We start from the raw sequence: 24,090 nt of genomic DNA, 5'->3' as shown, positions 1-24,090 counted from the left end.
TGCCCCGGGTTCAGCCCGAGGCGTGGAAAATGCGGCCAAGCGAGCCGGGGGCCCGGCTGCGGTCGGCCGACATGATGACCAGCACGAGGATGGTAATCAGATAGGGTGACATGGACAGGTATTCGACGGGAATGGCAAGCCCCGCGGCCTGCAAATTGAGCTGCAGCACGGTGACGCCGCCAAAAAGATAGGCACCCAGCAGCACCCGCCAGGGTTTCCAGCTGGCGAAGACCACGAGTGCAAGCGCGATCCAGCCTGCGCCCGCGGTCATGCCTTCTGTCCACTGGGGCACGCGGATAAGGCTGATATAGGCGCCGCCGAGACCGGCGCAGGCGCCGCCGAACATGATCGCCAGCACACGGATGCGCACCACCTTGTAGCCCAGCGCATGGGCGGCATCGTGGTTTTCGCCCACCGCGCGCAGGATCAGGCCCGCACGCGAGTATTTCAGAACCGCCCAGACGGCAGCCACCAGCGCGAGACCGAAATAGACCATGAAGTCATGGGAAAAGAGCACGGTGCCGAGGAAGGGCAGGTCCGAGAGCAGCGGGATATGGAGATCGGGGGTCTGGGCGGGTTTGAGGCCCACGTAATCCTGCCCCAGAAGCGACGAGAGCCCCAGCCCGAAGAGCGTGAGCGCAAGACCCGAGGCGACCTGGTTGGCCAGCGCGAACTGGGTGAGAAGGGCAAAAAGAAGCGACAGGAGCGCGCCGCCCGCGGCCGCGGCCACGAAGCCCAGCGTGGGCGACCCGGTGTTGATGGTGATGGCGAAGCCGCAGATCGCGCCGGTGATCATCATGCCCTCGACCCCGAGGTTGAGGACGCCGGCGCGTTCGACGACCAGTTCGCCGATCCCGGCCAGGAGGATGGGCGTGGCCGCGACCATCAGCGAGGCCAGCAGGAGGGCGGGGGAGATCGAGGAGAAATCCATCAGGCGGCCTCGCTTTTCGCAAATCGGACGCGGTAATTCGTCAGCAGGTCGACGGCCAGCAGGAAGAAGAGCAGCATCCCCTGGAAGAGCTGGATCGCCGCGGACGGAAGGCCCAGGTTGCCCTGTGCCAGTTCGCCGCCGATATAGGTGAGCGCCATCAAGAGGCCCGCCAGAAGGATGCCCACCGGGTGCAGCCGCCCGAGGAAGGCCACGATGATCGCGGTAAATCCGTAGCCCACGTTGAAATCGATGCTGACCTGACCCGAGGGGCCCGAGACCTCGAAGAGGCCCGCCAGCCCGGCCATCAGCCCCGACATGCCGAGGCAGAAGAGGATGAGCCGCGTGGGATTGACGCCCGAGAAACGCGCGGCGCGGGGCGCCTCGCCCGTCAGGCGGATGGAAAAGCCCAGCAAGTGCCGGTTGAGCAGGATATAGGCGAAGATCACCGCCAGGAACGCAGTGAGCACGCCCCAGTGCATGCCGGTGCCGGTGATGATCTCGTCATTGAAGGCCGATGGATAATCCTTGAGGTTGCGCGACCCGGGAAAGCCGTGGCCCTCGGGGTTTTTCAGGGGCCCGAGCGCCATGGCGGCAAGAAGGTTTTCGGCCACGTAGACCAGCATCAGCGAAACGAGGATTTCGTTGGTGCCGAACTTCACCTTCAGGAGCGCCGGGATCATCGCCCAGAGCAAGCCGCCCAGTGCACCGCCAAGGATCATCAGCGGGAAAATATACCATGCTTCGAGGGGGTAGAAGGCGAGCCCCACCGCCGCGCCGCAGATCGCGCCGACGATATACTGCCCCTCGGCGCCGATGTTCCAGATGCCGGCACGAAAGCCCAGCGAAAGCCCGATCGCGATCAGGATCAGCGGGCCGCCTTTGACCAGAAGCTGCGGACGGTAGTAGAAGGCAAATTCGCCAAAGAGCGGGTCCCAGAAGATGGTGCGGATCGCCTCGACCGGGTTCTTGCCCAGCGCGGCGAACAGCAGCCCGCCGGCGATCATCGTGGCGATCACCGCGAAGATCGGCGTCAGCCAGGCGAAGACGCGGCTGGGCTGGGGGCGTTTTTCAAGCTTCAGCATGGGCGACCTCCATCCCGTGCGCGCCGCCCATCATCAGGCCGATCTCCTCGACCGTCAGCTCGGCGGTGGGGCGCTTGGCGGTCAGCCGCCCTTCGTTCAGCGCGGCGAAATTGTCGGAAACCTCCATCAGCTCATCGAGGTCCTGCGAGATGACGATGACGCCCGCACCGCGCGCGGCCAGGTCAAGCAGCGCCTGGCGGATCGCGGCGGCGGCGCTGGCATCGACGCCCCAGGTGGGCTGGTTCACGACCAGCACCTCGGGGCGCTGGAGCACTTCGCGGCCGATGACGAATTTCTGAAGGTTGCCGCCCGAGAGCGAGCGCGCGGCGTTATCGGGGCCGGGGGTGCGGACATCGAATTTGGCGATGATGTCCTCGGCGAATTGGCGCGCCTTGCCCCAGCGCAGGAAGCCGTTGCGCTCGAGCCCTTCGCGCACGGCGCCGGTCAGCAGGGCGTTTTCCGTCAGGCTCATGTCGGGGGCGGCGGCGTGGCCCAGGCGTTCCTCGGGGGCGCAGAGCAGGCCCAGCGCGCGGCGCGCGTTGGGGCCGAGATGGCCGATCGGCTGGCCCGCGAACTTGATCGCGTCGCGTGGCACGCGCAATTCGCCCGACAGTGCCAGCAACAGCTCGTCCTGGCCATTGCCGGCGACGCCGCCGATGCCGAGGATTTCGCCCTTTTTCAGTTCCAGGTGGACGTTCTTGAGCGATGTGCCGAACTGGCTGGGCGCGGGCATGGAAAGCCCTGCCACATCGAGCGCGACCGCGCCCATTTCGGCACCGGCGCTCTTGGGGGTCTGCAATTCGGAGCCCACCATCATCTCGGCCATCTGGCGCGCGGTGGTGTCGCGCGGCACGCAGGTGCCCACGTTCTTGCCCAGCCGCAGGATGGTCGCGGTGTCACAGAGCGCGCGGATTTCCTCGAGCTTGTGCGAGATATAGAGGATCGAGGTGCCTTCCTCGCGCAGTTTGCGCAGGGTTTCGAAGAGGATTTCAACTTCCTGCGGGGTGAGCACCGAGGTGGGCTCGTCCATGATGAGGAGCTTGGGATCCTGCAGGAGGCAGCGGATGATCTCGACCCGCTGGCGTTCCCCGGCGCTGAGATCGCCGACGGTGCGGTAGGGATCGAGCGGGAGGCCGTATTCTTCGCTGACGGTGCGGATGCGGGCGGCCAGATCGCGCAGCGGCGGCGGGTTTTCCATGCCGAGCGCGATGTTTTCTGCCACGTCGAGCGCATCGAAGAGCGAGAAATGCTGGAACACCATGGCGACGCCCGCGGCCCGCGCGGCACGCGGTTCGGGCGGGGCGAAGGGGGCACCGCGCATTTCCATCGTGCCGCTGTCGGGTTTGACAAGGCCATAGATCATCTTGACCAGGGTGGATTTGCCCGCGCCGTTTTCGCCCAGCAGCGCGTGGATCTCGCCCTCGCCGATATCGAAGGAAACGGTATCGTTGGCGACAACCCCCGGATAGGCCTTGGTCAGCCCCTGGATCGAAATCAGCGTCCCTGTCACGCGCTTTCCCCTTGGGCGCCGGTATCGGCCCCCGGTTGCGTTTTTTGTTGTGCGGGCCTGCGCCCCCCTGTGGTGCCATTATGAAAACGGCCTTCCCCGGATTCTTGCAAGCAGGGATTCGCCATGGCGCGGTTAAAGTCTTTCAATGATGCGTTGATAATCAAGGGCGCATTTTCGCCCCGGTGCGTCGAATTGCGCTGAATCATTGCGACTACCCGGAAAATGCGCAGGTCTTTTCCGGGCGCAAGGGAGGCAACGATGCTGAGCCGGGTATTGATCGGGGTACTGCTTGTCGGAGTGCTGGCCTGGGCCGTGCACCTTTGGGCGGCCTGGCAGTTTCGCGGTGTGGCCCGGGGGCTGGCGGAGCAGGTGGTGCAGGGGCCTGCGCCCGCCGGCGCACGCGACGACCTGCCGGCGCCCATCGCCGCGTTCGCGCGGCGGGGCATGGCCGGGACAGAGCCCGGCAGACGGGTGGTGCGCCTGACCCAGGCGGCCGAGATGGAACTGACCCCCGGGGCGGGCTGGCAGCCGCTTGAGGCGCGGCAGGCGATCGGTCTGACCGCGCCCGGCTTCGTCTGGGAGGCATGGCAGAGCCTGGGTCCGGTGGTGACGCTGCGGGTGGTCGATGCCTATGTGGCCGGGCGGGGCCTGCTGGAGGCGCGGGTGATGGGATCGCTCCGCGTGGCGCGCGTCGAGGGGGGCGAGATGAACCGGGGCGAGGCGATGCGCTATCTGGCCGAGCTGCCCTGGGCGCCAGAAGCGATATTGCTGAACCGCGCGATTGGCTGGCGCATGCTGGAGAGCGGCGAGATCGAGGCGCGGCTGGAGATGGCACCGCGCGATGCGGTGGTGCGTTTCACGCTGGATGAAGCGGGCGATGTCGTGGAAATGCGCGCCGAGGACCGGCCCGCGACCGGGCCGGGCGGGGAAACCGTGCTGCGGCCCTGGCTGGGGCGGTTTTCGGATTTCGGCGAGATCGGTGGGCGGCGTATCCCGATCCGGGGCGAGGTGGGTTACGTGGTCAACGGCGTATTCCAGCCCTATTGGCGGGGCCGCGTGACGGGGTATGTCACCGAATAGATCTGGCGCGGTGATGCGAGCGCAGGCCCTGTGGGGGCCAGCCCCCAAGGTGCAAAATGCAAGCATTTTGCACCATCCCCCGGGATATTTCGGGCAAGATGAAAGGCGGGTTGGTGCTTTCCTGCGCGCGGCGCTGCGGGTAGTCTGCCCCCATGAGCAGTGATCCCCGATTCATTCACCTGAGAGTGCACACCGAATATTCGCTTCTGGAGGGCGCGGTGCGGCTGAAGAAGCTGCCGGGCCTGTGCGAGAAAATGGATATGCCGGCGGTGGCGGTGACCGACAGCAACAACATGTTCGCCGCACTCGAGGCTTCGGTCACGCTGAGCGGGGCGGGCGTGCAGCCGATCATCGGCTGCCAGGTCGACCTGGCCTATGTCGAGACCGCGCCGGGCGAGAAGCCGAAGCTGCCCGCGCCGCTGGTTCTGCTGGCCCAGAGCGAGGCGGGTTACGAGAACCTGATGAAACTCAATTCCTGTCTTTACCTGCGTGGCGACGGGCAGTTGCCGCATGTCACGCTGGACGAGCTGGAGCGCCATGCCGGTGGCGTGATCTGCCTGAGCGGCGGGCCGGACGGGCCGGTGGGCCGCCTGCTGCGCGCGGGGCAGAGGCCGGCGGCCGAGGCGTTAATGGCGCGGTTGCACGCGATTTTCGGCGACCGGCTTTATGTTGAGTTGCAGCGCCACCCCGGCGAGGACGGCCTGCCCGAAGCTGAGCGCCTGACCGAACGCGGGTTTGTCGAGATGGCCTATGAGATGGGCCTGCCGCTGGTCGCGACCAACGACGTCTATTTTCCCGAAGCCGGGATGTATGAGGCGCATGACGCGCTGATCTGCATTGCGGAGGGCGCCTATGTCGACCAGCAGGAGCCGCGCCGGCGCCTGACGGCGCAGCACTACTTCAAGAGCGCGCAGGAAATGGTGACGCTCTTTGCCGACCTGCCCGAGGCGGTGGAGAACACGGTGGAGATCGCGAAGCGCTGCGCCTTCATGGCCCTGAGGCGCGACCCGATCCTGCCGCGCTTTGCCGATGACGAGGTTGACGAGCTGCGCCGGCAGGCCAGGGAAGGCCTGGCCGCGCGGCTGGCGGTGATCCCGCACGCGGCGTCGGTGGAGGAGTATGAAAAGCGGCTCGAGTTCGAGCTGGGCATCATCGAGGGGATGGGGTTTCCGGGCTATTTCCTGATCGTGGCCGATTTCATCAAGTGGGCCAAGGATCATGACATCCCCGTCGGGCCGGGCCGGGGCTCGGGCGCGGGCAGCCTGGTGGCTTACGCGCTGACCATCACCGACCTTGACCCGCTGCGCTATTCGCTGCTGTTCGAACGTTTCCTCAACCCCGAGCGGGTGAGCATGCCCGACTTCGACATCGACTTCTGCATGGATCGCCGCGAGGAGGTGATCCGGTACGTGCAGGAGAAATACGGCCGCGACAAGGTGGGGCAGATCATCACCTTCGGCGCGCTGCTGTCGAAGGCGGCGGTGCGCGATATCGGCCGGGTGCTGCAGATGCCCTATGGCCAGGTCGACCGTCTGTCGAAGATGATCCCGGTCGAGGGGGTAAAGCCGGTTTCGATCGAGCAGGCGCTGGCCCAGGAAGACCGCCTGCGCGAGGCGGCGCGGGCCGAGGAGGTGGTCGATCGGCTGTTGAGCTACGGCATGAAGGTCGAGGGGCTCTTGCGCAATGCCTCGACCCACGCGGCGGGGGTGGTGATCGGCGACCGGCCGCTGGACGCGCTGGTGCCGCTTTACCAGGATCCGCGCTCGGACATGCCGGCGACGCAGTTCAACATGAAATGGGTCGAGCAGGCGGGGCTGGTGAAGTTCGACTTCCTGGGGCTGAAGACGCTGACGGTGATCCAGAACGCGGTGGACCTGATCCACGGCGAGGGGCGCAGCCTGCATATCGCCGCCGATGGCAGCGAATTGTATGACCCGCCCGAGGGGGCGGAAGACGATATCGGGCATATTCCGCTCGATGACGAGCGGACCTATGACCTTTATGCCAGGGCGCGCACGGTGGCGGTGTTCCAGGTGGAAAGCTCGGGCATGATGGATGCGCTGAAGCGGATGAAGCCCACCTGCATCGAGGATATCGTGGCGCTGGTGGCGCTTTACCGGCCCGGGCCGATGGAGAACATCCCGACCTATTGCGAGGTCAAGAACGGGCTGAAGGACATCACCTCGATCCATCCGCTGATCGACCACATCCTGGAGGAAACCCAGGGCATCATCGTCTACCAGGAGCAGGTGATGCAGATCGCGCAGGTGATGGCGGGCTACTCCCTGGGCGGCGCCGACCTGCTGCGCCGGGCGATGGGTAAGAAGATCAAAGAGGCGATGGACGCCGAGCGACCGAAATTCGTCGAAGGCTCGAAAGCCAATGGCGTGGATGAGGCGAAGGCCAAGGAAGTCTTTGACCTGCTTGAGAAATTCGCCAATTACGGCTTCAACAAATCGCACGCGGCGGCCTATGCGGTGGTCAGCTACCAGACCGCATGGCTCAAGGCCAATCACCCGGTCGAGTTCATGGCCGGCGTGATGAACTGCGATATTCACCTGACCGACAAGCTGGCCGTCTATTTCGAAGAGGTGAAAAAGGGGCTGGAGCTGAACTGGCTGCCGCCCTGCGTGAACCGCTCGGAGGCGATGTTCACGGTGCGGAACCAGGTGCTGCATTACGCGCTGGGCGCGCTGAAGAACGTGGGTGTCGAGGCGATGAAGCTGGTGACCGAGGGGCGCAGGGTGGAGGGCGTGGAGAAACCCTTTGCCACGCTTTTCGATTTTGCCCGGCGGGTCGATCTGAAACGGGTGGGCAAGCGGCCGCTGGAGATGCTGGCGCGCGCCGGGGCCTTTGACCAGCTGGACCAGAACCGCCGCCGCGTCTTCGACAGTATCGAGGCGCTGATGAACTATTCGGCCGCGATCCATGACCAGAAGAACTCGAACCAGGTGTCGCTTTTCGGCGAAGCGGGCGACGATTTGCCCGAGCCACGGCTGGCGCCGGTGGGCGACTGGCTGCCAGCCGAGCGGCTGGGCGAAGAGTTCAAGGCGGTGGGCTTCTACCTGTCGGGCCATCCGCTGGATGACTATGCCGTGCCGTTGAAGCGCAAGGGCGTCCTCAGCCTCGACGAGGTGACCGAAAAGGCTCAGGGAGGCGCCTTCGTGGCCAAGATGGCGGGCGTCGTAGCCGGCCGGCAGGAGCGCAAATCGGCGCGCGGCAACCGCTTTGCCTTTGTCCAGCTTTCGGACGTGACCGGTGGCTACGAAGTGACGCTGTTTTCCGAAACACTGGAGAAATCGCGCGATTTCCTTGAGACCGGTGAAAAGGTGGTTGTCACCGTCGAGGCGACGCTGGAGAGCGACCAGTTGAAACTGCTGGGCCGGTCGGTGGCGCCGATCGACGCGGTTGTGGCGGATGCGGGCAGTATCGGGCTGAAGATATTTGTCGAGGACCAGGGCGCGATCCGCTCGGTCGCCGATGTTCTGGCCGACGCGCAGGAGAAGATTCGCAACGCCGGTCGCGGGCCGATCCAGTTCTGCCTGATGGACCCGTCATTGCCCGGCGAGGTCGAGGTGGATGCGGGGCGCGAATTCCCCGTGAACCCGCAGATCAAGGGCGCGATCAAGAGCCTGCCGGGCGTGATCGAGGTGCAGGAGGTCTGAGCCGTCAGTCGCGGTGCGGGTCGTTTTCCGGCAGTGCGTCGCGCAGTGGCTCGAGGTCTTTCCACCAGGGTTTTTTGCCCATACCGGTTTCATCGGGCAGGTAGGGCGAAGGTGCGCCGCCCGCCAGATCGGGGATGTAGCGCGGACAGTTCGGGAAAATCTCGTCGGCTTCGAGGGTGACCCGGAGCTTGGGGCCGAGCGGGGTTTCCACCTCGGCAAGGGTGCAGTTGCCATTGACACGTAGGCGTTGCGCCTCGGGTCCGAAGCGGATGAAGAGCAGGCCCGCGCGAGGTGATTTCAGGATATTGCCGAGGCTGCGGTATTGCGAATTGCCGTCGGTGTCGGTCCATTCCAGCGTCGTCGGGCCGGTGACCGAAACAAAGCCGGGCGCGCCGCCCTTGAAGGAGCAATCCACGCTTCGCCCGTGCGCGGTGGCGAGAAAGAAGAACTCGGCACCCTCGATCAGGGCCACCTCGTCGGGGCCGAACTGATCGAGCCGGCGATAGGTTTCCAGCGCGTCGGCCAGGCGCCGGCCATCGTAGCGGTCCTGCAATTCGCGGTGGCCGTCATGGAACATGCTTGGGCGGTCGGGTGGCAAGCGCGCCTCCGGCTTGGCAAGGTTAAAATGCCAGAATGGTCCGCAGCGGCACGCCGGTCAATCCCGGGGCGGGATCAGTTGTTGCAGCCCTGCACGTCGACCGCGTGCTTTTTCCCGAGAATGGTGAAGCGCAGCGCCGAGCGGTCGAGCGCGAAGGGGCCGCCGGTGGCGTGCAACAGGTCAAATTCGGCGATGAGGGTGTTGCCCCGCCGGGTGATGCGCGGCTCCGACGCCCAGATCATCGGATCGCCGGTTTCGACCACGGCCAGTTCCTGCCCGCCGGTCGAGGGCAGGGTGAACGCGGCGCGCAGGCTGAGCCCGTCGGCGGTGGGGGCGATGCTGCAATCGCGGGAGGTCAGACCGGCCTCGGCCGCCGAGAAAGGGCGTTCGGCCAGGGCGGCGGCAATCTCGGGCACCGGCCGGGTGCCGGGCGTGTCGAGCGTTTCATCGAGCGTTAGCCGGATCGGCACGCAGATATCGCTGCAGATGCCGATATCGATCGTGCCTCTGAGCGTGACCGGGCGGTCATCGCGGCGCGGCGCGATGGAGAGCGGCAGCACGACGCGGTTCTTGTATCCGATGGTGCGCAGGCCGTTCTGGGCAAAGACCTGCGGCGCGGGCCAGTTGACAGTTAGCCCGGCGAGGTTGCGCGAGGCCGACCAGTCGAACACCGGGGGCACCCCGGCATCGCCGGGCGCGCGCCAATAGGTTTTCCAGCCCGGGGCAAGATCAAACTCCAGCCCGGCGATCAACGTGCCATCGGCGGTGCGCCAGCCGGGGACGAGCCGCATCTGCACCATGTCGGCATAGGGGTTCGCGCGCGCGGGCAAGGCGAGCGTGATGACGGCAAGGCATATGGCGAGAAAGCGGATCATTACGGTGTCATGCGGCTTTGGCGGGTAAAGAACAACTCACATTCCGGCGAGGCTTTGCCGATGTTGCGCAAATCCCGCGCTTGAATGTGGGCCGGTGCGGGCGCATGTTGAAGGCATGACATGCAATCCCGGACCAAATTGCCATGACTGATCGCGCCGTGCAGATGGATTTGACCGGCAAGCTGCTGATCGCGATGCCGGGCATGGGCGATCCGCGGTTCGAGAAAAGCGTGGTCTTCATGTGCGCCCATTCCGACGAGGGCGCGATGGGGCTGATCGTGAACAAGCCCACGGGCGATCTGAGCCTGAAGGACATGATCGAGCAGCTGGAGATCGGCGACGGCAGTTGCGAGCGCGAAATCGGCGTGCATTACGGCGGTCCGGTCGAACATGGCCGCGGCTTCGTCCTGCATTCGGGCGAATATGTCTCGGCGATTTCGACCCTGAGGGTGGATGATCGCTTTGGTATGACGGCGACGCTGGACATTCTCGAGGAGATGGCCGCCGGGCGGGGCCCGGAGAAGGCGATCATGGCGCTGGGCTATGCCGGGTGGGGGCCCGGGCAGCTGGAAAACGAGATTCTGGCCAATGGATGGCTGACCACCGAGGCGAGCGCGGCGCTGGTGTTCGATACGCCGGACGCCACAAAGTGGAGCGCGGCGCTGAAAACGCTGGGGGTGGACCCGCTGACATTGTCCGCCGCGGCCGGGCGGGCCTGAGCCAGGCGATTTCAGATTGTGTGCTTCCGCACGCTTTCATTCATCTGGCCGAGAGGCGACGCACGATAGCCGGCGCCGGCGCGGCGGCGATGTCGGGCCAGTGAGTATTTCTGCCAAGAAAGAGCCGAAGCGGTCAGTCGCGCGGGGCGGCGGCCCGGCGCAGGCGATCGTTGATGGCCAGGCCCAGCCCGGTTTCGGGGACGGGTGAGACCGCGATCGGGGTTTCGCCGTCATCGATCGCGTGCAGCATGGCAAAGAGATTGGCCGCAGCCTCGACCAGGTCGCCCGCAGGCGAGAGGTTCAGATCGGCGCCGGGCACGGGGCCGAAGCCCAGGAGTTTCTCGTCGGGGCGTTTCTCGGCCGCATCCAGCCGGACGCTGGCGCCGGGGGCGTAGTGCGAGCTGAGCTGGCCCGGGGCGGTGATCGGCCCCGCGTGATCGGCCAGCGAAAGGCCCAGTGCGCTCTCGATCTCTTCGCGGGCGAGGCCGCCGGGGCGCAGAAGCGTGGGGGTGCCGGTGAGCCCGACGATGGTGCTTTCGACGCCGACGCCGCAGGGCCCGGCATCGAGAATCGCTTCGATCCGGCCCGAGAGGCTGGCGGCGACGTGATCGGCGGTGGTGGGGCTGATCCGGCCCGAGGGGTTGGCCGACGGCGCCGCCACCGGCCCGGCGAATTCCTGCAGCAGCTGGTGCGCGACAGGGTGGGCGGGCACGCGCAGCGCAAGGCTGGGCAGGTCGGCGGTGACAAGCGGCGACAGCGCTGTGCCTTCCCTGAGCGGCAGCACCAGGGTGAGCGGGCCGGGCCAGAAGCGGCGGGCCAGCGTTTCGGCGGCGTCGGACCAGTGCACGAAGGCCTGCGCCGCGGCCGCATCGGGCAGGTGCACGATCAGCGGGTTGAAGCGCGGCCGGCCCTTGGCCGCGAAGATGCGCGCGACCGCCTGGCCATTGGTAGCGTCGGCCGCCAGCCCATAGACCGTTTCAGTGGGCATCGCCACAAGACCGCCCGCGCGCAGGATCGCCGCGGCGCGGGCGATGCCGTCCGGATCGGCGGCGAGGCGGAGGGTCGTGAGGTCATTCATGGCATTGACGCCGCGTTTTGGTATCTCGGTGCGGGATTGATGCTTTACGCTGGGCTGCGGACCTGCATACAAGCGGCGCCGATCAAAGCCAAGACGCCTTCATGGAGGGGAACATGCCCTATCGCGCACCGATTTCGGATTACAGCTATATCCTGAACAACGTCGTGGGGTTTTCGCAGGTGGCGGGGACCGAGAAATTCGCCGAGGCCAGCGCCGACATGGTCGAGGCGATCCTGGGTGAGGCGGGCAAGCTCTGCGAGGAGAAGCTCGCGCCGCTGCAGCGCGAGGGGGACCTGAAGGGCGCGACGCTGGAAAACGGGGTGGTGCGCACGACGCCCGGGTTTGCCGAGGGCTATGACGGCATCAAAGAGGGCGGCTGGGTCGCCATTTCGGGCGATCCGGAGTTCGGCGGCATGGGCCTGCCGATGGCGGTGACCACGGCGGTGAACGAGATGATGAGCAGCGCCTGTCTGTCGCTGCAACTCAACCCGCTGATGACCCAGGGCCAGATCGAGGCGCTGGAACATCACGCGAGCGACGATCTGAAGGCGCTGTACCTGCCCAAGCTGATGAGCGGCGAATGGTGCGGCACGATGAACCTGACGGAACCGGCCGCGGGGTCCGACGTGGGGGCGCTGCGCTCGAAGGCGGAGCCCAATGGCGACGGCACCTATGCGATTTCCGGCCAGAAGATCTATATCAGCTGGGGAGACAACGATTTTTCCGAAAACGTCTGTCACCTGGTGCTGGCGCGGCTGCCCGACGGGGTGCCGGGCACGAAGGGTATTTCGCTCTTCCTGGTGCCGAAATACATCCCCGACGAGAACGGCAATCCCGGCAAGGCCAACAGCCTGAAGGTGGTGAGCCTGGAGCACAAAATGGGCCTGCATGGCAGCCCGACCTGCGTGATGCAGTATGATGGGGCCACCGGCTGGCTGGTGGGGCCCGAACATGGCGGGATGGCCGCGATGTTCACCATGATGAACAATGCCCGCCTGGGCGTGGGCGTACAGGGCATCGGCGCGGGCGAAGGCGCCTATCAGCATGCGCTGGCCTATGCGCTGGAGCGCAAGCAGGGGCGCAGCCCGGTCGAGAACGGCACCGGCGCGATCATCGACCATGCCGACGTGCGCCGCATGCTGGCCACGATGAAATCCGACCTTTTCGCCGCGCGCTCGATCGCGCTGGCTTGCGCGGTGGCGATCGACATGGGCAATGCCACCGGCGACAGGGAATGGAAGGCGCGCGCGGCGTTCCTGACGCCGATTGCCAAGGCGTTCGGCACAGAAACCGGCATCCGCGTGGCCGAGCTGGGTGTGCAGGTGCATGGCGGCATGGGGTTCATCGAGGAAACGGGTGCGGCGCAATACAGCCGCGACGTGCGCGTGACCGCGATCTACGAGGGCACCAACGGCATCCAGTCGATGGACCTTGTCGGCCGCAAGCTGATGGACGGGGGCGAGGCCGCCTGTGCGCTGATCGAGGAGATCGTCGAACAGGCCGAGGCCGCGCGCGCGCAGCAGCCGCGCATGGCCGAGGCGGTCTGGAACGCGACCGAGGCGCTGCGCGATGCGACCGAGTGGATGGTCTCGCAAACTGACATGAACGAACGCTTTGCCGGCTCGGTGCCGTTCCTGCTGGGATGGGCGCGGGTGCTGGGCGCGCATTTCCACCTGCGCGCCGCCTGCGCCGAGGAGGGCGACGGGCCGCGCACCCGGCTGGCGCGGTTCTACATCCACCGCCTGTTGCCGGAACACGCGGCGCATTTCGCCCATGCCACCACCGGCGCGGCCGACCTTTACGCGCTGAGCCCCGATGACCTGAGCGCGGCATGATGGATGGCGGGCTGAGGCATATGGCCTACCCCTGGGAGGCGCCGCCGGAGGAAGCCGAGGCCATCGAGGTGGCCGAGGGCGTGCTGTGGCTGCGCCTGCCTTTGCCGATGGCGCTGGACCACGTGAATGTCTACGCGCTGGACGAGGGCGATCACTGGTCAATCGTCGATACCGGCGTGCATTCGCGCCGTTCGGTCGCCCTGTGGGAGAAGATCCTGGCCGGGCCGCTCAGGGGCAAACCGGTGGGCCGGGTGATCCTGACCCATCACCACCCCGATCATGTCGGCATGGCCGGCTGGTTCGTAGCGCGCGAGGCCGAGCTTGCCGCCTCGCGGACGGCTTACCTGCTGGCGCGGATGCTGATCCTGGATGTCGAGGAAAGGCCGACGCCGCAGGCCGAAGCGTTCTGGCGCAGCGCGGGCATGGATGCGGCACATCTGGACAAGCGGATGAGCGAGCGGCCCTACAATTTCGCCGATATCTGCCATGAGCTGCCGGTGGGCTTCACCCGGGTGCAGCAGGGCGAGGTGATCCGCGCCGCGGGACGCGACTGGGACGTGCATGTGGGCCACGGCCATGCGCCCGAACACATCACGCTGTGGAGCCGCGACGACAACCTGGTGATCGCGGGCGATCAGATCATCAGCTCGATCAGCCCCAATATCGGCGTCTACCCGACCGAGCCCGAGGCCGACCCGGTAGGCGAATGGATGGAAAGCTGCAGGCGGCTGGGCGCGCTGGCGCGCGAGGATCACCTGGTCCTGTCGGGCCACAAGCTGCCCTTTACCGGTTTGCCGCTGCGCATGCGGCAATTGCTGGACAATCACCATGGCGCGCTGAAGCGGCTGGAAAAGCATCTGAGCGAGCCGCGCGTGGCGTCCGAGTGTTTTGCACCGCTGTTCAAGCGCACGATCGACGAAGGCATCTATGGCCTCGCCCTGGTTGAAACCGTCGCGCATCTCAACCACCTGTTCAAAGAGGGGCACGCAACGCGCGAGCGCCGCGAAGACGGCGCGTGGCTGTGGCGCAGTCGGGGGTGAGACATGGATGACGAGATCAGCACATCGGCAGAGGCATACGAAGCCGACGCCATCCCGCGCCGTCACGAGGTGCATTCCGATCCCGACGTGACCCCCTGCACCGAGGTGCCTGCCGAGGTGACGCAGAAACCGGTGGAACAGAAAAGCCCGGCCGAATGGGCCTATGAGCGTCTGATCCTTTACATCCAGAATTTCGAGGCGCAGCACGACAACGAGCACGAGGTGGCGATGGGCTTTGCCGGGGGCGATGCCGGGGTTATCCGGATCGAGGGCATGGGCTTCTTCGACCCCGATATCGTGACCTTCTACGGCTCGGACGCGAGCGGCGCGCGCACCCAGCTGGTGCAGCATGTCAGCCAGCTGAGCGTGATCCTTCGGGCCCTGCCCAAGACGACCGAAGCCGCCGAGCCGCGACGGATCGGATTTCGCCTTGCGCAGGATCTCGAGAAAGAGGGGTGAACTTGCGTCGCAGGGGGCGTTCAGGGTGGTGACAGCCCTGCGCAAATCGTCTATTCAAATTCGCAAATTCAAATTCGGAGCGCGACAATGAGCGAACACAAGCACGGCGAAATGAACATCTTCGTTCAGGAAAAGACCTTCGAGGGCTTCATCAAGTTCATGACCCGGTCGGCGATCGTCATCGTCCTTTTGCTGCTTTTCATCGCGCTGGTGAACGCCTGATCGGGCATCGCCCGCGCATGACTGCCCGGCACGAGGGACAGGGTGATGCGTAACTTCTTTCTGGCCCTGTTGGCTATGACGGCATTGGCGGGATGCGCCGCCGATCCGGTCTGGGCGCCGGAAGAGGCGATTCGCGCGGTGCAGTATCGCCATCCCGGCCCGCCGCGCCTGACGCTCTTTACCATGGTCAGCAACGATACCGGGGCGGGCGGGCATTCCTCGCTGATGATCAACGGTTCGCAACGCGTCATCTGGGATCCGTCCGGCACGTTCCACCACGAGGCGATTCCCGAACGCAACGACCTGCTTTACGGCATCACGCCCAACGTGGCCGATGTCTATACCCGCTACCACGCGCGCGAAACCTGGCACGTGATCGTGCAGGAGCTGGACGTGAGCCCCGAGGTGGCCGAGCTGGCGCTGAAACTGGCGCAGGAAAACGGCGCGGTGATGAACGCCTATTGCGCCCATTCCACCAGCGGCATCCTGCGCCGCCTGCCGGGGATGTCGCACCTGAACCAGACGATGTACCCACTGAAACTGTCGGCGCAGTTCGCCGAGCTGGGCGGCGTGCGTGCGCGCACGCTGCACGAATATGACAGCGACGATCGCACCGGCGTTCTGGATGACTGGGATCCGGTGCGCGCGGGCTATGGCGCCGAGCGCAGCGCACAGACGGACGCCACGGATGAGCGGCAGCAGGTTCGCGAGGCCGGCCGGCAGCAGGGCAGGACCAACTGACCGCCCGGCTCAGCCCGCGAGATACAGCCCCCCGTAAAGCGTGAGCCCGCCGCAGATAATGGCGGCCAGCACGTTGCGGCTGAGCAGCCCCACCGTCAGCGTCACCATCGCCGAGGCCATGCGCGGCGGGTCCATCATTCCGCCGGTGGCTGCGGGCCAGATCACCATCGGTGCGACCAGTGCCGGGATCACCGCAACCGCGGTATAGCGCAGGTGCCGCAACACCCAGATGGGCAGCGGGCGGTTACCGATGAGGCCCAGGAACATGAAGCGCAGGGCGAAACTGCCCAGTCCCAGCCCGACGATCACGGTCCAGATGGTGACCTTGTCGATCATGGTGCATCCCCGCTTGTGCGGCGCTCAAGCAGCTGTTCGACCCGGGCACCGGCCATCATGCCGCCCAGCCCGCCGACCAGAAGCCCCAGGTTGTAGGGCAGCCAGGCAAAGCCCAGCGCCAGCACCACCGCCACCAGCGCCGCGGCGACATGCGCCAGCGTGCGCAGCATCGGCGCGATGATCGCCAGGAAGGTGATCGGCACCGCGAAATCCAGCGCGAATTCGGGCGGGATCGCCTGCCCGATCAGCGCGCCGCTGACCGAGGCCAGAACCCAGAATGGCAGGACCAGAACGCAGGTGCCGAAGAAATAGCTGACCCGCGTGGCCAGGTCCCAGTCGGGATAGCGTTCATAGGCACCGACCGAGCAGGTATAACTTTGATCGACGGTCAGATAGGCAATGAACGCCCGCGTCCAGAGCGGCGCCGCGCCCAGATGCGGGGTGAGCGAGGCGGAATACATCGCCAGCCGCAGGTTCACCGCCAGCGCCGAGACCAAGACGATGATCGTGGGCGCCTGCTCTTGCATCAGTTGCAGCGCGGTGAATTGCGCGGCCCCCGCGATGACGGCGGTGGAAAACACGAAGGTTTCCAGCACGCTGAAGCCTGCCTCGCTTGCCACAACGCCGAACAGCAGCGCAAAGGGCACGATGACCAGGATGAAGGGCGCGCCACAGCGCGCGCCCATCCAGAAGGCCGTTTTGGGTGTGACAGGCAGCATGGCTTCGCCCTAGAGTAAGTCGTTCCAGTCGCCTAACCGCTTGAAGCAGAAGTTGCAATTGGGCCGCCATAGGTCCGGAGCCGAACCATGAACCGCCCGAAAGACGTGAAATGCGATGATGCCCGGTTTTGACACCATCGTGATGGTGGACTGGTCGGGCGGCAATGATCGCGGCCCGACCCCCAAGCGCGATGCCATCTGGGCCTGCGTGGCGGGCGAGGCGCCGGTTTATCACCGCAACCGGCAGGTGGCCGAGGTGTGGCTCACCGATCGGATCGCGGCCGAGATCGCCTCTGGGCGGCGGGTGCTTGCGGGGTTTGATTTTCCCTTCGGCTACCCGCGCGGGCTGGCACGGGCGTTGCTGGGGGCGGACGACCCGCTGATCCTGTGGCAGTGGTTTGCCGACCAGATCGAGGATGCGCCGAAGACGAACAACCGATTTGACGTGGCGGGCCGGATCAACCGGTTGTTCCCGGGCACGGGGCCGTTCTGGGGCAATGGGCTGCGGCGCGACATTCCCGATCTGCCGCGCAAGGGCCGGACGCGGGATTTTACTGGCTTGCCGGAATGGCGGCTGGCCGAGACGCGGGCAAAGGGTTCATTTTCGTGCTGGCAGATGGCCGGGGCGGGCTCGGTCGGCGGGCAGGTGATGATGGGCCTTCCGGTGCTGCACAGGATGCGCGCGCGGTTCCGCGCCGCCGCCTGGCCGTTCGAACCGCTGGACCACGCGCCGCTGGCGCTGGTCGAGGTCTGGCCGTCGCTGTTGCGCGGGGCGGTGGCCGATGCCCAGGGCGCGGATGAAATCCGCGACGCGGCGCAGGTGCGCGTGCTGGCCGGGGCCATCGCGGCATTGCCCGGCGACTTGCTGGCACGGATGCTGACGGTGGAGGCGCCCGAGGCGGACAGCGAGGGCTGGATTTTCGGCCTGGGCCACGAAGACGAACTGGATCGCGCGGCCCGCGGTTAGTCGAAGGTGCCGGCCACACGCCCGAGCAGCATGAAGGCCCGCGCGGTGCGGGTATGCGCGAGATCGGAAATCTCGGTATCGCTGGCAGTTTCCGCGAAACCGGCGAAGGTCTGGTCGAACTTGCGCAGGAAGTGATGCGCGGCATCGCGGAAGATCGGATCCTGCCGCATTCGTCCCGCCGCCAGCGCCAGCGACGAGCGGTCGCGCACGCCGCCCAGCGCGGCCACCGCGCGACCACGTTCGCCGGCCGCGAATTTGCGCCAGATTTCGGGGCGCGCCATGTCGGGGCGCAGATCGTCCATGTAGATGCCATCCTGGCTGAGCAGCGTCAGCACGTCCTGGCTGGCCTGTATCAGCTCTTTGGCCTGGCGGTCCTTCAGCGCCCTGCGCAGCGCGGTGAAACCTTCGGTATCCTCGGCAGTTTCCGGGAAGTTCATCGCGCGGATGAAATCGGCGTTCGACAGCGGCGGGGCCATGTCCTCGGCACGGGTGCCCAGCGGCAGCGCCACCTGGTCCTCGGCGGTGTTGGCTGGGGCGCTGGCGGGGGCCGGGGCAATCGCGCGGTCGCGCGTGGAATGGAACATCGCCAGCGCGGTCTCGGTCTTTTTCTGCGCGGCGGCGATTTCATCGAGCTTTTTCTGCACCGATTGGTCATTTATGGCGCCGCGGCCCTGGCTCTGGGCGACATAGGCATGGCGGATCGCGTCGATCGCGGTCTGCAGCCGGCGGCTTTCCTCGCGCATCACCCGCGAAGAGCGCGCGGCGGTGGCGGCGACCCAGATCATCGCCACCGGCAGGAAAATGGCCAGCATGGTCATGATGAACCGCAGGCTGTCGATGCCCGTGGGTTCTCCTTCGGCGGGGGCGGTGCCGGTGTCGAGTGTCAGGAAAAATACCGCCGAGCCGATCAGCCAGACAGCCGACAGGCCCAGCGCGATGATCTCGATCGCGGTGATCACGGGCCGTTCGGTCCGGTCGTAGATGCCCAGCGGGGTCGGGCGGCTGTCGTTCTGGTTGGCCATTATCGGCGCCCTTCAGGCAAGGGTCACTTGTATTCGATCTTCAGCACTTCATAGCTGCGCTCGCCCCCCGGCGTACGTACTTCGACACTGTCGCCTTCCTCTTTGCCGATCAGCGCGCGGGCGATAGGCGACTTGATGTTGAGCTTGCCGGCCTCGATGTCGGCTTCGTATTCGCCGACGATCTGATAGGTCTTTTCCTCGTCGGTGTCTTCATCCACCAGAGACACGGTCGCGCCGAACTTGATCGCGCCGGACAGTTTCGTCGGGTCGATCACGTCGGCGAGGCTGATCACGCCTTCAAGCTCCTTGATCCGGCCTTCGATGAAGCTCTGCTTTTCCTTGGCCGAGTGGTATTCGGCGTTTTCGCTCAGATCGCCATGCTCGCGTGCCTCGGCGATCGCCTTGATAATCGCCGGACGGTCTTCGGACTTGAGCTTTTTCAATTCGGCTTCGAGCGCGGCGAACCCCGCGCGCGTCATCGGGATCTTTTCCATGTATTCGTTCCACTGTTTACCCCGGGGCGTTCTGCCGCGCCCCGATCGTTCAGGTCACACTGCCCGCAAAGGCGTTTGGATTGCAATAGGACAAGCCAGCCCGGCGCGCAACGGGAATGGCTGGGCCTGTGCGGTGCGGGCGGGAAGGCGCAGATGCCTGGCCGCGGCGGCAATTCGTGCCCGTGCCGCAAGGGAATACGCCCCGTTAACGTGGTGTCGAGATTGACGCGCCTTGGCCCGCGCGTGTATCCAGCCCTGAATTGTTGTTTGCCGCGCAAAAGGGGAGCCGGAAATGGCCGAGATCGAACGCGAAGCGATGGAATATGACGTGGTTATCGTCGGTGCGGGGCCTGCCGGCCTGTCCGCTGCGATCCGCCTGAAACAGCTGGACCCGGAAATCAGCGTCGTCGTGCTTGAAAAGGGCTCGGAAGTTGGCGCGCATATCCTGTCGGGCGCGGTGCTCGATCCCTGCGGCCTGGATGCGTTGATCCCCGACTGGAAGGAAAAGGGCGCCCCGCTGAATGTGCCGGTGAAGGAAGACAACTTCTACATGCTGGGCGAAGCGGGCGAAGTCCGTATCCCCAACTGGCCGATGCCGCCGCTGATGAACAACCACGGCAATTACATCGTCTCGATGGGCAATGTCTGCCGGTGGATGGCCGAACAGGCCGAGGAACTGGGTGTCGAGATTTTCCCGGGCATGGCCTGTTCCGAGCTGGTCTATGAGGGCGACCGGGTGAAGGGCGTCGTTGCCGGTGTCTTCGGGCTCGAACCCGATGGCTCGATCGGGCCGAATACCGAGCCGGGCATGGAACTGCATGGCAAATACGTGTTCCTGTCGGAAGGCGTGCGCGGCTCGCTGGCCAAGGAAGTGATCGCGAAATACGACCTGTCGAAAGGCAAGGAGCCGCAGAAATTCGGCATCGGCATGAAAGAGATCTGGGAGATCGACCCGGCCAAGCACAACGAGGGCGAAGTGACCCACACGATGGGCTGGCCGCTGGGGGGCAATGCTGGGGGCGGTTCTTTCGTCTACCACCTGGAGAACAACCAGGTTTACGTCGGCTTCGTGGTGCACCTGAACTATGCCAACCCGCATCTCTTCCCCTACATGGAATTCCAGCGGTTCAAGCATCACCCCAAGATCGCCGAGCTGCTGGAAGGCGGCAAGCGCGTGGCCTATGGCGCGCGGGCCATTTCCGAGGGCGGTTACCAGTCGATGCCCAAGATGGTCGTGCCCGGCGTGGCGCTTCTGGGCTGCTCGGTCGGCATGGTCAACGTGCCGCGCATCAAGGGCAACCACAACGCGATGCTGTCGGGCAAGGCCGCGGCCGAAGCCGCCTATGACGCGCTGCAGGCCGGCCGCGAAGGCGACGAGCTGAGCGCCTACGAGAGCGAAGTGCGCACCGGTGCGATCGGCAAGGACCTCAAGAAGGTGCGCAACGTCAAGCCGATGTGGTCGAAATGGGGCATGCTGCCCAGCCTCGCGCTGGGCGGGCTCGACATGTGGACCAACACGCTGGGCTTTTCGCTTTTCGGCACGCTGGGCCATGGCAAGACGGACGCCGCGGCGACCGAACCGGCCGACAAGCACAAGCCGATCGACTATCCCAAGCCCGATGGCAAGCTGAGCTTCGACCGGTTGACCAATGTCAGCTTCTCGATGACCAACCACGAGGAAAGCCAGCCCTGCCACCTGCATCTGAAAGATGCCGAAGTGCCGATCAAGGTGAACCTGCCGAAATATGCCGAACCGGCGCAGCGGTATTGCCCGGCCGGTGTCTACGAGGTGATCGAGGAAGAGGGCCAGGCGCCGCGCTTCGTGATCAACTTCCAGAACTGCGTGCACTGCAAGACCTGCGACATCAAGGACCCCAGCCAGAACATCAACTGGGTCACGCCGCAGGGCGGGGACGGACCCAACTATCCCAACATGTAACCGGCGAAAACGGGGCCCGCGCGGCCCCGTTTTTCATCTTCCGGGCCTGCGCACCGGAAATTTACCGCCCGTTGCCACCTCGATGGCAGCCTGCGCATTGCGTTTGCCGTGCGGTCCGCTAGTCTGTCGCGACATTTCCGCGGGCAGAGAGAGGCACGACACCCCATGGCCGGATCGAGATTTGCAATCGTCGCGGCGCTGGTCGCGCAGCTGGCCGCGGCGCCGGTCGTGGCCGAAGGGCTGGCCGGGGCCTATCTGGCCGGGCGCCAGGCGCGCTATTCCAACGATTTCGAAAATGCTGCCGTCTACTATACCCAGGCGCTGACCCGCGATCCGGGCAACCCGTCCCTGATGGAGGCCGCGGTGCTGTCGAACCTGTCGTTGGGCCGGCTGGACCGGGCGCTGCCGGTGGCCCGCACGATGGAAGAGCAGGGCCTGAAAAGCCAGCTGAGCCAGATGGTGCTTCTGGCCGACGAGGCATGGAACAACCGCTATGACGATCTGCTGAGCCGGATCGCCGACAAGCGCGGCATCGGTACGCTGGTCGATGGGCTGGTCGCGGGCTGGGCGCACCTGGGCAAGGGCGCGATGTCGGATGCGATCGCCGCCTTCGACGAGGCCGCCAAGGACCGCGGGCAGCGCAGCTTCGCGATGTATCACAAGGCGCTGGCGCTGGCGCTGGTGGGGGATCTGGAAAGCGCCGAGGAAATTCTTGGCGCGAGCGGCCCCGGCTCGGCTGTGCAGACGCGCCGCGGCGTGATCGCCCGCCTGCAGGTGCTGAGCCAGCTTGACCGCAACGAACAGGCGCTCGAGGTGCTGGACGCCGCCTTTGGCCAGACGCTGGACCCCGAGTTGTCATCGCTGCGCGATGCGCTGGCCGCGGGCGAGGTGCTGCCCTTCGATATCGTGGCGAGCCCGCGCGACGGCATGGCCGAGGTGCTTTATGCCGTGGCCGGTGCACTGCGCGGCGAGGCGCGCGATGCCGACACGATCCTGTTTGTCCGGCTGGCCGGATACCTGCGCCCGGGCCATGTCGACGCGATCCTGCTGACCGCTGAGATCCTGGAGGACATGGAGCAATACGAACTGGCCGCCGAGACCTATCGCAAGGTTCCGCGCGATCACGGCGCCTTTCACGCCGCCGAGCTGGGCCGCGCCGATACGTTGCGCCGGTCGGGCCGGCCCGATGCGGCGATCGAGGTTCTGGAACAGCTGGCGACCAGCCATGGCGACCTGCCGGTGGTGCATTCCTCGCTGGGTGATCTCTTTCGCACGCTTGACCGCTACGAGGACGCCGCGGCCGCCTATGACCGGGCGCTGGCGCTTTTCAGCGAAGAAGACCAGAGCCAGTGGTTCCTCTATTACGCGCGCGGCATCTGTCACGAGAGGATCGACGACTGGCCTGCCGCCGAGGCCGATTTCCGCAAGGCGCTGGAGATCAACCCCGGCCGGCCCGAGGTGCTGAACTACCTGGGATATTCGCTGGTCGAGCAGCACCAGAAACTGGACGAGGCGCTGGCAATGATCGAAGAGGCCGTCGCCGCGCGGCCCGAGTCGGGCTATATCGTCGACAGCCTGGGCTGGGTGCTTTACCGGCTTGGACGCTATGACGAGGCCGTCGGCCACATGGAGCGCGCGACCGAGTTGATGCCCGTCGATCCCATCGTTAACGACCACCTGGGCGATGTCTACTGGGCCGTTGGCCGCTATCGCGAGGCGGAATTCCAGTGGAAGCGCGCGCTGAGTTTCGCCGAATACGGCGATGCCGCCGAGGATGCCGACCCCGACCGCATCCGCCGCAAGCTCGAAGTCGGGCTTGACCAGGTGCTGGAAGAGGAAGGCGCGCCGCCGCTGAAAGTGGCCGATGACGACACCTAGCCTGCGCCTGCGCGCACCGGCCAAGATCAACCTGACCCTGCACGTTACCGGCCAGCGCGTCGATGGCTATCACCTGCTCGACAGCGTGGTGATGTTCGCCGATCTGGGCGACTGGCTCGAGGTGTCGCTGGCCGACACGCCATCGCTGCGCGTGTCCGGGCCGATGGCGGCCGGCGTGCCCGCGGACGGGCGCAACCTGGTGCTGCGCGCGGCCGAATGGATGGGTGTTCCGGCGGCGATCAGCCTGGAAAAGCATCTGCCCGCCGCGGCGGGGATCGGTGGCGGCAGTTCGGATGCGGCGGCCACGTTGCGCGCGCTGGCGCAGTTGACGGACCAACCCGTGCCCGATGGTGCCGAGGTGCTGGGCGCCGACGTCCCCGTCTGCCTGTTCGGACGGGCGGTGCGGATGCGCGGCGTGGGCGAGCGGCTCGATCCGCTGCCCGATATGCCCGATCTGCCGGCGGTTCTGGCCAATCCCGGCGTGGATTTGCCCACCGGGGCGGTATTCTCGGGGCTTGCGCGCAAGCAAAACCCGCCCATGCCCGACCGGTTGCCCCGGTTCGATGGCGTGGCGGAGGCCGCCGCCTGGCTTGGCAGCATGCGCAACGATCTTGAACCGCCCGCCCGGGCGCTGGCCCCCGAGGTGGATGTCACGCTTCGGGCATTGGCCGACAGCCCCGGCGCGTTGATGGCGCGCATGTCGGGATCAGGCGCGACCTGTTTCGCGCTTTATCCGGACATGGCGGCCGCCCGCGATGCGGCAGACGAGATTCGCCGCGCGCATCCGGGCTGGTGGGTGGCGCCGGTGCTGCTTTCCTGAGCAGGAGCCTGCGGCAAACCGCGTCAAAACGGCCAAATCCCGCCGCGCCCGGTACCGCCCCCTTGAAGGTGCGCGGCAAT

At 66.1% G+C, this 24,090-nt stretch carries 23 protein-coding genes; 12 read left to right on the top strand and 11 right to left on the bottom strand.

Going from position 1 to position 24,090, the window contains the following annotated elements; translation table 11 throughout:
• Positions 1 to 10 precede the first annotated feature (10 nt).
• From E0501_RS19265 to E0501_RS19250, 4 genes are read right to left on the bottom strand one after another with little or no spacing between them, the layout of a single operon-like run.
• The gene (locus E0501_RS19265) at positions 11 to 931 is read right to left on the bottom strand and encodes an ABC transporter permease (protein ID WP_137703041.1); all 921 of its coding nucleotides are present in this window, start codon (positions 929 to 931) and stop codon (positions 11 to 13) included.
• Entirely contained in the window at positions 931 to 2,013 is a 1,083-nt protein-coding gene (locus tag E0501_RS19260; RefSeq protein ID WP_137703040.1) for an ABC transporter permease, read from the bottom strand. The genes E0501_RS19265 and E0501_RS19260 overlap by 1 nt, the downstream gene beginning before the upstream one ends.
• A complete protein-coding gene (locus tag E0501_RS19255; protein WP_137703039.1) occupies positions 2,000 to 3,523 on the bottom strand; it encodes an ABC transporter ATP-binding protein in 1,524 nt (507 codons plus the stop codon). Before E0501_RS19255 ends, E0501_RS19260 begins: the two co-directional genes overlap by 14 nt.
• On the bottom strand, positions 3,520 to 3,729 hold the full coding sequence (locus tag E0501_RS19250) for a hypothetical protein (protein ID WP_137703038.1): 210 nt from the start codon (positions 3,727 to 3,729) through the stop codon (positions 3,520 to 3,522). Before E0501_RS19250 ends, E0501_RS19255 begins: the two co-directional genes overlap by 4 nt.
• Before the next feature lie 52 nt (positions 3,730 to 3,781).
• Here E0501_RS19250 and E0501_RS19245 point away from each other — a divergent pair, with 52 nt between their 5' ends.
• Together E0501_RS19245 and dnaE are read left to right on the top strand one after the other, a co-directional pair.
• Entirely contained in the window at positions 3,782 to 4,603 is an 822-nt protein-coding gene (locus E0501_RS19245; RefSeq protein WP_137703037.1) for a DUF6544 family protein, read from the top strand.
• Positions 4,604 to 4,755: 152 nt separating this feature from the next.
• Positions 4,756 to 8,268 carry a DNA polymerase III subunit alpha gene (dnaE, locus tag E0501_RS19240; RefSeq protein ID WP_137703036.1) on the top strand — a complete coding sequence of 1,171 codons (3,513 nt, stop codon included), beginning with the start codon at positions 4,756 to 4,758 and terminating at the stop codon, positions 8,266 to 8,268.
• Between the two features lie 4 nt (positions 8,269 to 8,272).
• On the opposite strand, the gene E0501_RS19235 is transcribed toward dnaE, so the two are convergent.
• On the bottom strand, positions 8,273 to 8,845 hold the full coding sequence (locus tag E0501_RS19235) for a pyridoxamine 5'-phosphate oxidase family protein (RefSeq protein ID WP_137703035.1): 573 nt from the start codon (positions 8,843 to 8,845) through the stop codon (positions 8,273 to 8,275).
• Between the two features lie 95 nt (positions 8,846 to 8,940).
• Positions 8,941 to 9,741, bottom strand: a complete 801-nt coding sequence (locus E0501_RS19230; protein WP_137703034.1) for a protein-disulfide reductase DsbD domain-containing protein — start codon at positions 9,739 to 9,741, stop codon at positions 8,941 to 8,943.
• A gap of 143 nt (positions 9,742 to 9,884) precedes the next feature.
• On the opposite strand from E0501_RS19230, the gene E0501_RS19225 reads away from it, so the two are divergent.
• The gene (locus E0501_RS19225; RefSeq protein ID WP_407943468.1) at positions 9,885 to 10,460 is read left to right on the top strand and encodes a YqgE/AlgH family protein; all 576 of its coding nucleotides are present in this window, start codon (positions 9,885 to 9,887) and stop codon (positions 10,458 to 10,460) included.
• Positions 10,461 to 10,593: 133 nt separating this feature from the next.
• Here E0501_RS19225 and E0501_RS19220 read toward each other — a convergent pair whose 3' ends face one another.
• Entirely contained in the window at positions 10,594 to 11,538 is a 945-nt protein-coding gene (locus tag E0501_RS19220) for an L-threonylcarbamoyladenylate synthase (protein WP_137703033.1), read from the bottom strand.
• A gap of 113 nt (positions 11,539 to 11,651) precedes the next feature.
• Between E0501_RS19220 and E0501_RS19215 the strand changes: the two genes are divergently transcribed.
• The 5 genes from E0501_RS19215 to E0501_RS19195 all read left to right on the top strand — a co-directional run bounded on the left by E0501_RS19215 (position 11,652) and on the right by E0501_RS19195 (position 15,835).
• Positions 11,652 to 13,373: an acyl-CoA dehydrogenase gene (locus E0501_RS19215; protein ID WP_137703032.1), complete on the top strand. Its 1,722-nt coding sequence runs from the start codon at positions 11,652 to 11,654 to the stop codon at positions 13,371 to 13,373.
• Positions 13,373 to 14,413, top strand: coding sequence for an MBL fold metallo-hydrolase (locus E0501_RS19210; RefSeq protein ID WP_137703071.1), 1,041 nt, complete (start codon positions 13,373 to 13,375; stop codon positions 14,411 to 14,413). Before E0501_RS19215 ends, E0501_RS19210 begins: the two co-directional genes overlap by 1 nt.
• Positions 14,414 to 14,416: 3 nt before the next feature.
• Complete coding sequence (locus E0501_RS19205; RefSeq protein ID WP_137703031.1) at positions 14,417 to 14,872, top strand: DUF6173 family protein; 456 nt, start codon at positions 14,417 to 14,419, stop codon at positions 14,870 to 14,872.
• 87 nt (positions 14,873 to 14,959) lie between these two features.
• Complete coding sequence (locus E0501_RS19200) at positions 14,960 to 15,094, top strand: aa3-type cytochrome c oxidase subunit IV (RefSeq protein ID WP_137703030.1); 135 nt, start codon at positions 14,960 to 14,962, stop codon at positions 15,092 to 15,094.
• Between the two features lie 45 nt (positions 15,095 to 15,139).
• Positions 15,140 to 15,835, top strand: coding sequence for a hypothetical protein (locus tag E0501_RS19195; RefSeq protein ID WP_235857914.1), 696 nt, complete (start codon positions 15,140 to 15,142; stop codon positions 15,833 to 15,835).
• A gap of 9 nt (positions 15,836 to 15,844) precedes the next feature.
• Here E0501_RS19195 and E0501_RS19190 read toward each other — a convergent pair whose 3' ends face one another.
• Both E0501_RS19190 and E0501_RS19185 read right to left on the bottom strand, forming a co-directional pair.
• Positions 15,845 to 16,171: an AzlD domain-containing protein gene (locus E0501_RS19190; RefSeq protein WP_137703029.1), complete on the bottom strand. Its 327-nt coding sequence runs from the start codon at positions 16,169 to 16,171 to the stop codon at positions 15,845 to 15,847.
• The gene (locus E0501_RS19185; protein ID WP_137703028.1) at positions 16,168 to 16,890 is read right to left on the bottom strand and encodes an AzlC family ABC transporter permease; all 723 of its coding nucleotides are present in this window, start codon (positions 16,888 to 16,890) and stop codon (positions 16,168 to 16,170) included. The genes E0501_RS19190 and E0501_RS19185 overlap by 4 nt, the downstream gene beginning before the upstream one ends.
• 118 nt (positions 16,891 to 17,008) lie before the next feature.
• Here E0501_RS19185 and E0501_RS19180 point away from each other — a divergent pair, with 118 nt between their 5' ends.
• Positions 17,009 to 17,857 (top strand): molybdopterin guanine dinucleotide synthesis, encoded by an 849-nt coding sequence (locus tag E0501_RS19180; RefSeq protein ID WP_328591485.1) that lies wholly within the window; start codon positions 17,009 to 17,011, stop codon positions 17,855 to 17,857.
• On the opposite strand, the gene E0501_RS19175 is transcribed toward E0501_RS19180, so the two are convergent.
• Entirely contained in the window at positions 17,854 to 18,879 is a 1,026-nt protein-coding gene (locus tag E0501_RS19175) for a hypothetical protein (RefSeq protein WP_137703026.1), read from the bottom strand. The two genes, E0501_RS19180 and E0501_RS19175, sit on opposite strands and share 4 nt — an antisense overlap.
• A gap of 23 nt (positions 18,880 to 18,902) precedes the next feature.
• On the bottom strand, positions 18,903 to 19,373 hold the full coding sequence (gene greA, locus E0501_RS19170; RefSeq protein WP_137703025.1) for a transcription elongation factor GreA: 471 nt from the start codon (positions 19,371 to 19,373) through the stop codon (positions 18,903 to 18,905).
• A 292-nt stretch (positions 19,374 to 19,665) separates the two neighbouring features.
• Between greA and E0501_RS19165 the strand changes: the two genes are divergently transcribed.
• The 3 genes from E0501_RS19165 to E0501_RS19155 all read left to right on the top strand — a co-directional run bounded on the left by E0501_RS19165 (position 19,666) and on the right by E0501_RS19155 (position 24,010).
• Positions 19,666 to 21,312, top strand: a complete 1,647-nt coding sequence (locus tag E0501_RS19165; protein WP_137703024.1) for an electron transfer flavoprotein-ubiquinone oxidoreductase — start codon at positions 19,666 to 19,668, stop codon at positions 21,310 to 21,312.
• Between the two features lie 165 nt (positions 21,313 to 21,477).
• Positions 21,478 to 23,190 carry a tetratricopeptide repeat protein gene (locus E0501_RS19160; RefSeq protein WP_137703023.1) on the top strand — a complete coding sequence of 571 codons (1,713 nt, stop codon included), beginning with the start codon at positions 21,478 to 21,480 and terminating at the stop codon, positions 23,188 to 23,190.
• Positions 23,177 to 24,010: a 4-(cytidine 5'-diphospho)-2-C-methyl-D-erythritol kinase gene (locus E0501_RS19155; protein ID WP_137703022.1), complete on the top strand. Its 834-nt coding sequence runs from the start codon at positions 23,177 to 23,179 to the stop codon at positions 24,008 to 24,010. The genes E0501_RS19160 and E0501_RS19155 overlap by 14 nt, the downstream gene beginning before the upstream one ends.
• Positions 24,011 to 24,090 lie beyond the last annotated feature (80 nt).

Source organism: Marimonas lutisalis, assembly GCF_005434965.1.
Taxonomy (GTDB): domain Bacteria; phylum Pseudomonadota; class Alphaproteobacteria; order Rhodobacterales; family Rhodobacteraceae; genus Marimonas_A; species Marimonas_A lutisalis.
This window is presented reverse-complemented; position numbering and strand designations above follow the sequence as displayed.

Excerpts from the sequence above, each read along its gene's own strand:
- dnaE (WP_137703036.1), top strand. The coding sequence starts at position 4,756 with ATGAGCAGTGATCCCCGATTCATTCACCTGAGAGTGCACACCGAATAT.
- E0501_RS19175 (WP_137703026.1), bottom strand. The coding sequence starts at position 18,879 with ATGGCCAACCAGAACGACAGCCGCCCGACCCCGCTGGGCATCTACGAC.
- E0501_RS19260 (WP_137703040.1), bottom strand. The coding sequence starts at position 2,013 with ATGCTGAAGCTTGAAAAACGCCCCCAGCCCAGCCGCGTCTTCGCCTGG.
- E0501_RS19250 (WP_137703038.1), bottom strand. The coding sequence starts at position 3,729 with ATGATTCAGCGCAATTCGACGCACCGGGGCGAAAATGCGCCCTTGATT.
- E0501_RS19225 (WP_407943468.1), top strand. The coding sequence starts at position 9,885 with ATGACTGATCGCGCCGTGCAGATGGATTTGACCGGCAAGCTGCTGATC.
- E0501_RS19160 (WP_137703023.1), top strand. The coding sequence starts at position 21,478 with ATGGCCGGATCGAGATTTGCAATCGTCGCGGCGCTGGTCGCGCAGCTG.
- E0501_RS19190 (WP_137703029.1), bottom strand. The coding sequence starts at position 16,171 with ATGATCGACAAGGTCACCATCTGGACCGTGATCGTCGGGCTGGGACTG.
- E0501_RS19165 (WP_137703024.1), top strand. The coding sequence starts at position 19,666 with ATGGCCGAGATCGAACGCGAAGCGATGGAATATGACGTGGTTATCGTC.
- greA (WP_137703025.1), bottom strand. The coding sequence starts at position 19,373 with ATGGAAAAGATCCCGATGACGCGCGCGGGGTTCGCCGCGCTCGAAGCC.
- E0501_RS19210 (WP_137703071.1), top strand. The coding sequence starts at position 13,373 with ATGGATGGCGGGCTGAGGCATATGGCCTACCCCTGGGAGGCGCCGCCG.
- E0501_RS19195 (WP_235857914.1), top strand. The coding sequence starts at position 15,140 with ATGCGTAACTTCTTTCTGGCCCTGTTGGCTATGACGGCATTGGCGGGA.
- E0501_RS19155 (WP_137703022.1), top strand. The coding sequence starts at position 23,177 with ATGACGACACCTAGCCTGCGCCTGCGCGCACCGGCCAAGATCAACCTG.
- E0501_RS19200 (WP_137703030.1), top strand. The coding sequence starts at position 14,960 with ATGAGCGAACACAAGCACGGCGAAATGAACATCTTCGTTCAGGAAAAG.
- E0501_RS19230 (WP_137703034.1), bottom strand. The coding sequence starts at position 9,741 with ATGATCCGCTTTCTCGCCATATGCCTTGCCGTCATCACGCTCGCCTTG.
- E0501_RS19215 (WP_137703032.1), top strand. The coding sequence starts at position 11,652 with ATGCCCTATCGCGCACCGATTTCGGATTACAGCTATATCCTGAACAAC.
- E0501_RS19265 (WP_137703041.1), bottom strand. The coding sequence starts at position 931 with ATGGATTTCTCCTCGATCTCCCCCGCCCTCCTGCTGGCCTCGCTGATG.
- E0501_RS19245 (WP_137703037.1), top strand. The coding sequence starts at position 3,782 with ATGCTGAGCCGGGTATTGATCGGGGTACTGCTTGTCGGAGTGCTGGCC.
- E0501_RS19180 (WP_328591485.1), top strand. The coding sequence starts at position 17,009 with ATGCCCGGTTTTGACACCATCGTGATGGTGGACTGGTCGGGCGGCAAT.
- E0501_RS19220 (WP_137703033.1), bottom strand. The coding sequence starts at position 11,538 with ATGAATGACCTCACGACCCTCCGCCTCGCCGCCGATCCGGACGGCATC.
- E0501_RS19235 (WP_137703035.1), bottom strand. The coding sequence starts at position 8,845 with ATGTTCCATGACGGCCACCGCGAATTGCAGGACCGCTACGATGGCCGG.
- E0501_RS19185 (WP_137703028.1), bottom strand. The coding sequence starts at position 16,890 with ATGCTGCCTGTCACACCCAAAACGGCCTTCTGGATGGGCGCGCGCTGT.
- E0501_RS19205 (WP_137703031.1), top strand. The coding sequence starts at position 14,417 with ATGGATGACGAGATCAGCACATCGGCAGAGGCATACGAAGCCGACGCC.